Raw genomic sequence first — 13,802 nt, forward strand, 5'->3', positions numbered from 1 at the left:
TACCTGGAAACCCCAACCGTACTCCATGACCACGCTGCCGGTCAAACCACCCACATACCACTTCGGCGAAAGCAGCTCTTCATTGTTACTGATATTCCCGCTGCCCGCATCGTCATCCGAATAGTAAGCGTAGTAACTGCCGTAATCCGGCGGCGTGTACGAACCCATATCCGAGGTCGTACCAACAACCCACTGATAGGCGTCGCCGTTGCCGTTGACCACGGTCCAGCCCGAAGGCATGCTGGCGCTGGCAAAGGGCTGTACCTGCAGCGTCTCCACGACCACAGAACCAGCCGCCACTAAAACCACGCTGTCGCCCTGGATTACGGTACTGTTGAACGTGTTGAACCCGAACTGCGCCGCGGTGGTCTGATACCAGGAACAGGTATTGGCAGGAAGACTAGTATCGACCGTGAACGACCGTGATGTTGTGTAACTCGTCCAGTACCCGGAACCCGATGGATCCGTGCACTTCACCTTCCACCAGTAGGTCGAACCGTTGGCCAGGTTGAACGGGAAATTGAAATTAACAATGGCCCCGCTCGCGTAATTGGCCGTGGTCGAGCTTTCCGGACTGGCAAAGGCCGGATCCGTATCCCACATTACCCGGTACCGGATCTGGTCACCGTCGGGATCCGTGGATGTGAACGTCAAAGCCGGGTTGAGGTCGGGCAAACGGCCGAAATCCAGCGGTTTGGTGACCGTCGGTGTCGCCGGCATGCCCGCATCCTGAACAAGCACGAAAGATTCATAAGGCTTGTAATCGTGTTTGGTGACCGTCACCCACATCGTATCTCCGGGATTCGTGGGCGATATGCTGAGCGATACATTGCCGCTGGCATTGGTATATGCGGCCGCGTGAACCTGTGGCGTTTGAGTATATATCCAAACGCACACGAGCGCGTCCTGCAAATTCGTTACGCCGTCATTGTCCTTCACGTTGACGGCGAAGCTCGTGGGTGACGGCGGCACGAATGGATCATGGGTCACTTGCAGTGTATCCGGGATATCGGTCCAGGTATCGAGCGAAGGATCGTTGAATACGTGGTAAGCCTCGAAATAGTATCGCTTCATCGATGAACCCGTGTGATTTTCTATCCAGTATAATCCCCATTGCGTATAACGGCCGCGCTCATACATGCGGCCGGGGATGCTGTCGGTATAGACCGCGTCAAAATAACGGCGCTGCAGCCAGTCATCTTCGTCCCAGTAGGTCGAAGGCACGCTACCGTAATAAGACAACCCACCCTTGCCGGCGATCCGGTCCCAGACTTCGCCGAAGCAATTGCTGCCGTACTGATAATCACCCGCAAGACAGCAATGACCGGCAGGCATCGAATACATATCTAGATTGGTCGTTCCGTTAAGCTCGGGGATCGTGAAATCGCCGCTTGAACTGATCGCCCAGTAGGTCTGGCTGCCATGTGCCGTGTAAACGCACCATGCCGTACCCGCGTTGATCCGGGCAACGATCCTGGCTTCCTGTTCGCTGCTGGCAATGACCAGCGTGTCAACCTGGTATCCGTAAGGCAGCATCAGCGCGCGGCAGTACGCGTTAGTGGCGATACCGACGGGCTGATACCCTGCGTCATAACCGGCGATCAAGCAGGCTCTCTTCAGCCACGCAGTCCCAGCGCTCCCGAAAATAGCGCGTTCATACCGGAGCGCTTTATTGATCGAGATATTACCCTCGGTCGTATCCAACACGCAGATCCGCCCGTTGAACATATCGGGCAGGTATCCAGATTCGTTAGTCTCGGCATAATAAAGATCGGTCTGATCGGCCGAAGATGAACCGGTCGCCGACGCCGGCAGCGCGATCGACCCGGAATTCGGGTCACCAATTATCGTCAGGAAGGTCGCCTTGGGACTCTGGAGCCGGATCGTGTCGCTGATCTGCGTTGCGGTCCAGCCCGCGGCATTCCACATGCGTATATTATAGCCCTTCTTCATTTTCCAGTTGCGCAGCTTGTTCGCCAGGGTTAATGCTTGACCATTGTAAAATATGTCATAGTAGATCGGCAGCGGGGGCACGGCCATGAGGTACTCAGGGTAATTCACGACCATTGTCCGGATATAGTGCTCCCACACCGTCGAGTAGTCCCGTACAATCCCCGAAACAGTAGCCGGGATATTTGCGCCGACAAAATCAATTTTTACTTTTATCCGCGTATAAACCCTGATCTTACCTTTTACGGGATTGTATTGCACGGGGTAAAATTGCACGGTCGCCAGCCGATGGCCGCGCGCCAATCCGCCACCTTCAAATAAACCAGTAAGCCGCTCTGGATAGAAAGCATCTTTTGCATACGTAGCTTCGTTAAGAACGAAGTTTGCCGTGGCGCCCTCTGTCTTCGGCACGCTTGCAAGAGCCGGCGCGATCCGCTGATCGATACCGAGCTCAGCCAGGCTGTATTCATTGTAATCCGAGCTCAGGATCTGAACCTGTATCTCCGCGCCATGGGGCACATCCAGCACCGCGGTCACCATGGGCAGTTTTGGATTGCCGATCTCACTGAGAAAAGCATATTCATCTATCTTCAATACCGTGAACCGTTCTCTGCCCGTATCGGTCATTGTTGCGGCATCGTAATCTGATGCCTCCGCGCCAAAGATATCGACATCAAGCGTAACCGAATTGTCAAGCTGCGATTCGACCTTGACTTCGGTTTCCCGTATCGCCCTGTCGCCAGTGAACGGGATCCATGCCGCCTGCACGAACGAACACAGCGCGAGCATGACGATCACCGGTTGTGCGATCATCAAGACCCTTGTTTTCATCAAAGCCTCCTTAGCTTTTTATAATAATGAAACTAACTATTATTTTCGAGCTAATCGCCATAAGCCATTAGCCAAAAACCGTAAAAATGGGGAGGGGGCCCAAAAGGGGGTTAAAAAATAGGAGGTGTCTTATTGGGCCGCCCTCCAAGCCTTATTAGGACTTAAACCTCGAAATATCGTATTTTCCCGCATGGTTGTAATATAATATTATAATGAATAATGGTTGATTGTCAAGGGTACAATCATGAGACTTGACTTTTGATATTCTTTATGCTAATATATAGAATGAAGTTCCCGAAAGGGCGGCCAATTCTTGAAAACACACGTCTCGAATTCATCAACCTTGACAGCGTGTTAACGGCATCAAAGCGGGAACGAGCCCATAAAATATCGGGTTATATCTCCATTATTTACCCGGATTCCGAAGAGCTTATTTTCCTTAAGCAGGGCGAACCGTTCAATGCCGCCCGCATCAACCAGAAGGAAAGAAAGATCATACCCATCAGTGAAGTTATTGAAAAAGCTAAAAAAGCGACTTCCGGCATCCTTTCAGAATATGCGACCGATGATGTCCTCCTCAATCTGATGATCAGTTCCGTCACACTGGAACCCATCAAGGCGGATGTTGACCTCTCCCGGCTCCAGCTCAAGACCTTCTTGGACAAACTCAAGGTCACGAATTTTGAAGGGTTCATCTGGATCAGGATGGGATTGGACGAGTCGTTCATTCATTTTGGCAAGGGCGCGATCCAGGGATGTTATGTCGCCGGCAGCGCCGAGAAATTGCAGGATGATAACGCGATCATCAATTTTTTATCCAAAGACAATATCCGGATATCGATCTTTGATAAGATCGAAGCCATAACCCTGACCCAGGCTACACCGGCCCAGGTCGAAATGTTCTGCAAGATCTACTCATCCCTGCTCAAATCCTATGCCGTGCCGATCGGCCAGACCATGGTCTTGAAGACCGTCATGATCGCGCGTACAACAGCTCAAAAAGAATTCCCTTTTATCGAGGAATTCAAAATAGCGGCCGATCTGCAACTCAGCGGAAAATTAATAATCGAACCAAAGGTCCTGGCCCGCGGCATGGCGCGGTGGTTCGATCTGATCTTTGAATCATTTTCCACCCTGCTGGGAAAGGAGAGCGAGGTCATTGCCAAAAAGGTATTGAGTGATTACCGGTTCGCTTTGAAATCACTGAATTTCTTCGACTACACAAAGTTAAAAGTTTAATGCCCCTCTATATCGTCGCAACTCCCATCGGGAATCTTGAGGATATCACGCAACGGGCAGCCGCCTTGCTGCGGTCTGCCGACCTCATCGCTTGCGAAGACACGAGAAAGACCTCCGTTCTTTTGCGGCGCTACGGGATCAAAACGCCGTGCCTATCGTATCACGAGCACAATGAAAGAAGACGCACTCCCTACATTCTGTCCCAGCTGCAAGAGGGGAAAACCATAGCACTTGTCAGCAACGCGGGCACACCGCTAATATCGGACCCAGGGTATATCCTCGTAACGGAAGCGATAAAGACAAACGTCGATGTTTATCCGCTCCCGGGACCCTCTGCCCTGCTCGCGGCGCTCTGTGTTTCCGGGCTTCCCATCCATAAGTTCGTGTTCGAGGGATTCTTGCCAAAAAAGAAAGCGGCGCGCCGGAAACTCCTGGCATCACTGAAAAATGAACAACGAACGGTCGTATTCTTTGAATCGCCGTACCGTATAATCGACGTGCTGCGGGATATCCAGGAGATCCTCGGAGAACGGCGGATCGCCGTCGCGCGCGAACTAACCAAGATCCATGAAAGCGTTTATCGCGGCACCGCAAAGACGGTGCTCGAAAACCTTAAGACCGTCAAAGGTGAATTCACGATCATGATCGATGGTGACCATGAATAAGATCAAGGAACTCGGACGCAGATTCTTTGTCAGGCCGGTAGCACGGGTATTGATCGCCGCCCGCATCCATCCCAATTACATAACCGTCAGCAGCCTCTTTTTCGGCATCATCGCGTTTTTCCTGTATTTTCGCGGATCTTTTCTCCTGGCCGCGGTATTCGTTTTTTTATCGGGCATCCTGGATACGTTTGACGGCGAGGTTGCCCGGCGACTGAAAGTTGTTTCCAAGGTTGGCGCATTCCTCGATTCCACGATCGACCGTGTCAACGAATTCCTGGCATACATGGGAATGTTCTGTTTCTATATGAGACATCAGCCATCGGTCACATACTGGGTGCTGGTCGCTATTTTTGGCTCGCTCATGGTCAGTTATACGCGGGCGCGCGCTGAAGGGATCGGCATATCTCCGCAGGTCGGCATGTTCGAGCGGTTCACGCGTCTCGTGTTCATTATCGCCGGTTCGGTGTTCGGACCGGGTATTATGGTTTATGGCCTTATCATCCTCGCGGTGGGAACCATCGGCACAATGATCCAGCGGATCATTTATGTCCTGGTTCACCGCGATCCCGGAGCCTGACCGCGATCACACCAGCAGTGTACAGCAGTGATCCAAGGTCCCGGGAAAGGGTCCTCCTGGTCGGTGTCGGCGACCGCCGCGCTCAACGTTGGTTGATCGCCCGGTCGCTCGAAGAACTTTCCAGCCTGACCCAAACCGCGGGCGGCGAAACGATCGAGAGTTTTATCCAGATCGTACCCCGATACAACCCGGCAACGCTGATGGGGATGGGCAAAGCCCATGAATTCGCCCAGATCGCGCAGCAGCACGCGATCGACCTTTTTATCTTCGATGCCGAGCTCTCCGCCGCGCAGATCAGGACCCTTGAGGAAGTCACCGGCGTGCGAGTGATCGACCGTACGACCCTGATCCTTGATATTTTTGCCAAGCACGCCCGGACCAAAGAAGCTAAACTTCAAGTTGAACTCGCCCAGCTCGAATACCGCCTGCCCAGGCTGGTCGGCACCCGCACGGAATTGTCCAGGCTGGGCGGAGGGATCGGTACGCGTGGCCCGGGCGAAAGGAAACTTGAGGTCGACCGGCGTCGGATAAAAGACCGGATCGCCGTATTGAAGGACTCGCTCAAAAAGATCGAGCGGGCTAAAGCGGTGCAGCGCAAAGGCCGGAGTGGCATGCCGCGGATCGCCGTGGTCGGCTACACAAACGCCGGGAAGTCATCGCTCGTCAACGTCCTGGCCAGGACCAAGCTGTTGACCTCCGAGCACCTGTTCTCAACCCTGGATTCCAACACATCTTTGATGTTCGTGCCGCCGCGCCATCGCATGCTGATCAGTGATACAGTGGGGTTCCTCAGAAACCTACCCCATGGTCTCATCGCATCGTTCCATGCCACGCTGGCTGAAGTACTGGACGCGGACATCCTCATCCATATCGCCGACGCCACTGCCGAAGACCTCGACTCCAAGATCGGGACCGTGGAACAGGTCCTGGAGGAGATCGGCGCGCACGTAAAACCCCAGATCCTCGTTTTCAACAAGATCGACCGGCTGTTCCCGGAGGAAAAGGTCCGCCTGGCGGAAAAATTCCCCCGAGCGCTGTTCGTCTCGGCGTTGGAGAAAACCGGGATGACCGAGCTCAAAGAATGGCTGAAAAGATTTTTCATACCGGATTGACACCGGCATCCGGATAACTAATATTACCCATGCCCGTTTTTCTTTTTACCGACATCGAGGAATCAGCGCAGAAATGGGAAAGGTTCCCGGCATCGATGAAGAGCGCGATCGAACGGCACAACGAGCTCCTGAGATCGACGATCGAAAAGCACGGGGGCGAGATCATCAAGAACACCGGCGACGGATTTTTCGCGGTATTCGAAGGCGGGGCGCCGCTCCAAGCGGCCCTTGACATCCAGACCGGCATCCAGAAGACCGACTGGAAAGAACTCGGCGAACTGCGCGTGCGCGTCGGCATGCACGCGGGGTTCGTGGAAAAAAAGGGTGAAGATTATTTCGGCCCGATCATCAACCGCACGGCGCGGATCATGTCCGTCGCGTGGGGCGGTCAGATCGTGCTGACGCCCCAGGTCAGCCAGGTCGCGGGCCTGCCTCCTCATGCGACGATCGTCGACCTGGGCTTGCACGTCCTCAAGGACCTAAGCGAACCACAGTCTTTGTACGGGCTGCTGCACCCTGATCTGGTGCTTAAGGAATTCCCGCCGTTGCGGTCGCTGTCCCAGCAACCGAACAACCTGCCCCTGCAAACCACGCCGTTCCTCGGGCGCGAAGAAGAATTACCCGACATCACGAAACTGCTGGCCAGCGATACGGTCCGGCTCGTCACCATCATCGGCCCGGGCGGCATCGGCAAGACCCGCCTGGCCCTCCAGGCTGCCGCTGAAGCGATCGAGCATTTCCGCCACGGCGTCTATCTTATCGGACTGGCGCCGCTGGACCGTCCCGAGCTCGTAATCTCGGCGATCGCCAACGCCGTCAAATTTTCTTTTTACAGCGGTAAGGATGAAAAGGAACAACTGTTTGATTTCCTCCGGGAAAAAGAGATCCTGCTTATCATGGACAATTTCGAACATCTTTTATCCGCGGTGACGATCGTCGGCGAGATCCTGAAAGCGGCGGATAAAGTCAAGATCCTCGTAACCTCCCGAGAACTGCTCAATCTCAAGGGCGAATGGCTGATGCAGATCGCCGGCATGAAAGTGCCGTCCGGCGATGCCGTGGATATCGAAGGGTACAGCGCCATCCAGCTCTTCATGTACAACGCGCAGCGGGTGAATGCGCAGGACACCTTTTCCGACGAGGAGAAAAAGTCTATCGTGCGCATCTGCCAGTTGATCGCGGGCATGCCGCTCGGGATCGAGATCGCTTCCTCCTGGTTGCGGACGCTGTCCTGTCAGGAGATCGCGCAAGAGATCGAAAAGAACATCGATTTTCTGACAACTTCCATGCGCGACGTCCCGGAAAGGCACCGGAGCGTGCGCGCCATTTTCGATTACTCGTGGAACCTTATCGGCCCCGAAGAAAAAAAGACCCTGGCGCGCCTTTCCGTGTTCAGGAGCTCATTCGCCCGCGAAGCGGCTCAGGAGATCGGCCAAATATCGCTACCTGCCCTCGTTGCGCTCGTCGACAAATCGCTGCTCCGCAAGAACGCGTCGGGACGATACGAATGGATCGACATCCTGCGGCAGTATGCGTTCAGAAAACTGGCCATGGACGGCGCCGAGCACGATTCAACGATGCAACGCTTTGCCCGTTACTACGCGCAGTACCTGGCGACGCGTCAGCAGGAGATCGATAAAAAAAGTCAGCTCGAGATCATGGCCGACCTCGATCTGGAGATCGAGAACATCCGGGCGGCGCTCAACTGGGCGCTCGAAAAGAACAACCGCCCGGTGATCGTTGATTCGCTGGCCGCCTATGCATCATACACTGCGACCCGCGGTTTCTACCTGGAAGGCGAGCAAAATTTCAAACGGATATGCGAGCTGTTAAAACCAGACGCGGAAAATCTCGCTCGTGCCACAAGCCGGTACGCCGTGTTTCTGACCCGCCTGGGCAATTTTGATAAAGCAAGGGTCTTATTGCACGAAAGTGTCGCTTATTTTCCCAGTCACCGTAATGACCCGGAACTCGCCTACGCCAGCAATGCCGCCGGGAACGTTGAAAATGTGCTGGGGAATTACGATGATGCACTGCCGCATTATAAAACGGCCCAAGACTGCTTTCAGTCGGTCGGGGATAAGTACGGCCTTATCGGCTGCCTGAATAATATCGGCGTCATCCACTACCGCAGGGGTCAGTGGCTGCCGGCCAAGGAAACTTTTCAGAAATGCCTGGCCATGAGCCGGGAACTCGATTTTGAAAAGGGCAAAGCAACAGCCGCCGGCAACCTCGGGCTGGTGGAGATCGAGCTTGGTAATTTCGATGAAGCGGTGAACCTGCTCCAGGAAAGTTTGGAGTTCGACCGGAAACTGCATGACCCTTTCAGCATGGCGAACGCGACGCACAATCTGGGATTTGCCTACAAGGCGCTTGAAATGAACGCGCGCGCGCAGGAATACTATCAGAAAAGCCTGGAAATGCGCAAGATGCTCGGCGACCACCACGGCGTGGCTCTCTCCTACAACAGCCTGGGATCGACCGCGATGGCGCTTAAAGATTACCCGCGCGCGATCGGACTGCTCAACGAAAGTGTCGCTCAATACCGGGCGCTCGGGGACGCGCGCGGCATACTGATGCCGCTGATGAACCTTGCTGAATTATACTGCGTGCTCAAAGATCTCGTGGCCGCATCGGAAAAATTTAGCGAGATCGTGCAGCGTTCCCTCGAGATCCGCGATGCGGGCATGTTCCAGGAAGCAGTGTATGGTCTGGCGAACATCGCCTCCACTACGGGCAAGACCGAAACCGCGGTCATTGCTTTAAATTACCTTACGCTCCAGGAGCATCTTGACGATGACCTGAAATACCGCGTTTCGCAATTACTGGCATCGCTGGAACCGGGTATACCGGCCGATACCAGGCAGGCGCTAACTACGAAAGCATCACGCCTGACCGACGTTGACATGGCGGCACTGCTGAAAGAGGCGAAAACATCCCAGTAACACGAGGCCTGTTTGTTCAATATAAGCGACCTCTCATATAGTATCGGCGAGCGAACGCTTTTCTCCGGCGTGACCGTCACCATGAACCGCCATGACCGTTTTGGCCTGGTGGGCGCCAACGGAACGGGCAAGACCACGCTCCTCCGCATTATTATCGGCGACGTCTCCCCGACCAGCGGCACGGTCTCGCGGCCTGCGACCTTCACCATCGGGTACCTTCCGCAGGAAGAAATGGTGCTGCGCGGCAACACGGTCCTCGATGAAGTGCTCCGCGATTATAACGTCCTCCTGGCGCGCATCCGCGAAATTGAAAAACGCATGGCCGCCGCTCCCCGCGCGACCGAAATCATCCGGGAGTATGAACGAGCCCACGACGAGTTCCATCATCACGGCGGTTACGACTTCGAATCCCGCGCCCGGAAGGTCGCGGTCGGCCTGGGTTTCACTGCCGAGGACTTTGCCCGGGCCGTGGAGCAGTTCTCCAGCGGCTGGCAGATGAGGATAGTCCTGGCGCGGCTTCTCCTGCTCGATCCCGACCTCCTGCTCCTGGACGAACCGACCAACCACCTGGACATCGAATCGATCCAATGGCTCGAAGAGTACCTTGAGAAGTATCAAGGCGCGATCCTGGTTGTTTCGCACGACCGGTATTTTCTGGACCGGGTTTTGAATACCTCCGACGGGATATCGGGTATTTGGGAACTCGATTTCGGTCGGTTCGAGCGCTATCGCGCGAATTATTCCGCGTATCTCCAGGAATCGCAGGCGCGCAAACAACGCATCATCCAGCTTGCCAAAACCCAGCAGCGCAAGATCGTCGAGATCAAGGACTTCATCGCCCGGAACAAGGCGAACAAGAAAAAGGCCGGGGTCGTGAAGAGCCGGGAAAAGTACCTGGAGCGCATGGAGATCATCGAGGTGGAAGCGGAGCGAAAAAAGATCCGGGTTAGCTTTCCGGTCGAACCGATCTTCAGCCGGCAGGTGGTGCAGCTGAACAGCATCAGCAAGGTATATGGCGGCAAAACCGTCCTGCATAACATCAGCACGGTCATCGAAAGGGGCAACAAGATCGCGCTGATCGGCAAGAACGGCGCTGGCAAGTCGACGCTCTGCCGGATCATCGCCGGCATCGAAGAACCGACCACCGGCGAGCGGAAAGCGAGCGACAAGGTTATGATCGGCGCTTTTTCGCACGAGATCATGCTGGGGCTTGACCCGTCCAGCACCGTTATCGAGGAAGCGCAGAAACACGCGCCGCCCCAGATCTGCCAGAACATCCGTGGCTATCTCGGCTTGTTCCTTTTTTCCGGTGATGACGTCTTCAAGAAAGTCAACGTGCTCTCAGGCGGTGAAAAGACCAGGCTGGTCATGCTCAAGACCATGATCAAACCGTCCAACATGCTGGTTCTCGACGAACCGACCTTTCACCTGGACCGCGATTCGGTCGATTCGATCCGGCAGGCGGTCCAATTTTACGAAGGCACGCTCATCTTCGTGACCCATGACCGTGACCTCATCGCTTCATTCGCCGACCGGGTCCTTGAGATCAAGAACGGCGCACTCCTTGATTATCCGGGCGATTTTTCCTATTACCTGTGGAAACGCGATCACCCTGCGGCAGGAGCTGTCCCCCAACCGGCGCTTGCAGGCGCTGAAGCCAAAGTTAAAAAGGAAGGAAAACAATTGACCACAGCCGAGAAGATAAAAAGACAGATCATGGTCAAAGAAGAGCGCCGCAGCAAGCTCCGCGATACGTTCTCCCGGCCAGGATTCATTGAGAACCCCCGCAAATCCAAAAAATTCTTTGAGGAATACCAGCGCCTCTCCGCCGAGATCGAGGACCTGGAGAAACTGCTGGCCGCCCAACAAGATGATGTACCTGTTAAACAGTAAAGACCGATCCGGGATCACTGCCGCCGCGGTCGGCCGGAAAGCTTACAACCTCTTTTTACTGCATGAACATTTCCTGGTCCCCGAATTTGTGGTCATGCCAATTATGGCTTATGATGAATATCAAGCAGGGCAAATGATACCCCGGCAGCTCCAGGATGAACTGCGGGATCTTTTAACAGAATGGTTAAGGGATGGACCCCTGGCAATACGTTCCTCGGCCACGTCTGAGGACCTGCCTGGTCTTTCATTCGCCGGACTGTATACCACTGTCCTCAATGTCCAGACCGCAGATCAGGGACTATCAGCGGTCGAAAAGGTCTGGGCTTCGCTCAATGCCGAGCGGGTCGCCAGTTACTGTAAGAAAATGCACGCGGAGATCGGAAAGATGGCGGTCATTGTCCAGCGCCAGCTGGATCCCGATATCAGCGGTGTGCTGGTGACGCAGAGCCCGTTCAATGTCAACGAGATCCTGATCGAATGCTGTGAGGGTCTCGGCGAAAAACTCGTTTCCGGCGCGATCACGCCTCAACGTTTCCGGATAAAGGCGAACAACATCATTGAACAACCAGATAAACCGATGCTTACCAAAAAGGAACTCGCCGAACTGACCGATGCCGGAAAAAGAATAGAAAAACTTTTCCGCGCGCCACAGGACATAGAGTGGGCGTTTGAAAAAAACAAGTTGTATATTTTACAGTCAAGACCGGTATTCGTATATTCCTCGATCCCGCGCCGGCATTGCACGGTCTGGTGCAACGTGAACGTGCGCGAGACCATCCCTGATCCCGTCTCGCCGCTCATGTGGTCGCTGTTCGAAAAGCATCTCTTCCCCATGATCATCCTTGACTCCTTCAAATTCCCGGTCAGCCGGGAACGGTTCAAGGAATACTCACCGGTGGATAATATTTCCGGCCGGCTTTACTGGAACATGAACAACGCGATCGCCTACGGAAGACCGGTCGGTCCCCTGATAGACACGATGGGGATGGAAAAGAACCTGGACCCGCAGATGGCCACGGCATTAAAGGCCATCGACGTCAAGAAGCTGCCGGAACTGCTCCCCCCTTTCCAGGCCACGATGTACGGGCTGCGATCCCTGCGGCATTTGACCTTCCTGATCGTCATGAGCCTGATTTCACCGGGATCGATAAAAAGGAAATTCGGACATGAGCTTAACAATGAATTCATTGACCGCGTGAAAAAGATCCGGCTTGCCGACGATCTCGCCGATGGTCTGAAAGTGGTCGAGAGCAACATCGCGTTCCCGGATTTCGCCAGCCGGTATTTCACCGGCATATTCCTTAGCATTTTTTACCTGATCTTACTCCAGAAACTGCTCGGCCTGAGAATGGGAACGGCGGGTGAAGCGCTGGCGCGCAGGGCGATCACCGGTCTGATCGATAAAACCGGGGAGATGACCATCGCCGTCGAGGAACTGGCCGCGACCGCGGCAGTAAGAAGGACTGAAACGGGGATTAAAACGCTAAAAGACCTGTATGAGCGCGACACGGAATTCAAAAAAGCGTTCGACGCCTTTATCAAGAGTTTCGGCCACCGCGGTCCGGCCGAATTCGACATCGCGAGCAAGACCTATCGCGAGGATCCTGGCATTGTTTTCGCCATGATTGAAAATCCCCGCAAGGCCAGGAACAGAAAGCAGGAGAAAAAGCACATCATTGATGATATGCTGAAATCCCTGAAACCGGTCGAACGGAGGGTCCTGCGCTTCTTCCTGCCACGCATGGAAATGTATATACCGATGCGGGAGAACGGCAAGCATTACTATTTTCTACAACAGGAAAAGCTCAAGGAACAGCTGCTAATGATGAGCCGCGCGCTCATTGCAAAAGGCGCGCTCGTTCAGGAGCGCGATATTTTCTTTTTATCCCTGGATGATATGTCGGACATTGTCAAGAACAAGCTGTCCCCTGCGCAGATCCTGGAGCTCGTCGAATCCAGGAAAAAAGAATGGGAACAATTCAGGGTCGCGCCGGTGCCCGACATAATATACGGCAGCGGCGAGCGCGTGACGGCTGAAGTAAAACAGACAGGCACGCTCCACGGAGAACCGTTAAGCTTTGGCGTCGTCAGGGCAAAGATATGCATCATCGGCGACATAAAAGAAGGCGGCAAACTTAAAAGCGGTGAGATCATGGTAACCAATCACTCAGATCCTGGCTGGACGCCTCTGTTCACGGTCGCGTCCGGCGTGATCGTCGAGGTCGGAGGTTTGATCTGCCATGCGGCAATGGTGGCGCGGGAACTCGGCATACCCGCAGTCGTGCTCAAAGGCGCGACCGAGATCATCAAGGACGGTCAGGAAATAGAGCTGGACGCAAACACGGGAAGAGTGACGATACTAAGCAAATCCTAAATTCGAAATAATAAATTCTAAACAATATCGAAGCACAAATCCCCCTCTCCCTTACCCTCCTCCCATAGGGGCACCAATTATCACAAGATTCTTTTCCACGTTGCCCTCGAGGGGGGAGGATATAGGTGGGGGTTATTTAATATTCTGTTATTGTGTAATTGAGTGATTATAAATTTGTTAGGATTTCGTGCTTCACAGCTGTAGTCACAGGCTTCA

The 13,802-nt window shown here is 54.3% G+C and carries 8 protein-coding genes; 7 read left to right on the forward strand and 1 reads right to left on the reverse strand.

Going from position 1 to position 13,802, the window contains the following annotated elements; genetic code table 11:
* A partial coding sequence (locus VF399_07330; GenBank protein HEX7320149.1) for a C25 family cysteine peptidase occupies nucleotides 1–2,781 on the reverse strand: 2,781 nt, incomplete at its 3' end.
* A gap of 270 nt (nucleotides 2,782–3,051) precedes the next feature.
* Here VF399_07330 and VF399_07335 point away from each other — a divergent pair.
* The 7 genes from VF399_07335 to VF399_07365 are packed head-to-tail and all read left to right on the forward strand — an operon-like array spanning nucleotide 3,052 to nucleotide 13,586.
* Complete coding sequence (locus VF399_07335; GenBank protein ID HEX7320150.1) at nucleotides 3,052–4,020, forward strand: hypothetical protein; 969 nt, start codon at nucleotides 3,052–3,054, stop codon at nucleotides 4,018–4,020.
* A complete protein-coding gene (rsmI, locus tag VF399_07340) occupies nucleotides 4,020–4,685 on the forward strand; it encodes a 16S rRNA (cytidine(1402)-2'-O)-methyltransferase (GenBank protein HEX7320151.1) in 666 nt (221 codons plus the stop codon). The genes VF399_07335 and rsmI overlap by 1 nt, the downstream gene beginning before the upstream one ends.
* Nucleotides 4,678–5,262, forward strand: coding sequence for a CDP-alcohol phosphatidyltransferase family protein (locus VF399_07345; protein ID HEX7320152.1), 585 nt, complete (start codon nucleotides 4,678–4,680; stop codon nucleotides 5,260–5,262). The genes rsmI and VF399_07345 overlap by 8 nt, the downstream gene beginning before the upstream one ends.
* 17 nt (nucleotides 5,263–5,279) lie before the next feature.
* Nucleotides 5,280–6,374 carry a GTPase HflX gene (gene hflX, locus VF399_07350; protein ID HEX7320153.1) on the forward strand — a complete coding sequence of 365 codons (1,095 nt, stop codon included), beginning with the start codon at nucleotides 5,280–5,282 and terminating at the stop codon, nucleotides 6,372–6,374.
* Between the two features lie 29 nt (nucleotides 6,375–6,403).
* Nucleotides 6,404–9,319: a tetratricopeptide repeat protein gene (locus tag VF399_07355; GenBank protein HEX7320154.1), complete on the forward strand. Its 2,916-nt coding sequence runs from the start codon at nucleotides 6,404–6,406 to the stop codon at nucleotides 9,317–9,319.
* A 12-nt stretch (nucleotides 9,320–9,331) separates the two neighbouring features.
* Entirely contained in the window at nucleotides 9,332–11,212 is a 1,881-nt protein-coding gene (locus tag VF399_07360) for an ABC-F family ATP-binding cassette domain-containing protein (GenBank protein HEX7320155.1), read from the forward strand.
* On the forward strand, nucleotides 11,190–13,586 hold the full coding sequence (locus VF399_07365; protein ID HEX7320156.1) for a PEP/pyruvate-binding domain-containing protein: 2,397 nt from the start codon (nucleotides 11,190–11,192) through the stop codon (nucleotides 13,584–13,586). Before VF399_07360 ends, VF399_07365 begins: the two co-directional genes overlap by 23 nt.
* Nucleotides 13,587–13,802 lie beyond the last annotated feature (216 nt).

This window comes from bacterium (assembly GCA_036382775.1).
Taxonomy (GTDB): domain Bacteria; phylum Hydrothermota; class Tepidihabitantia; order SM23-42; family JAOAFX01; genus DASVHD01.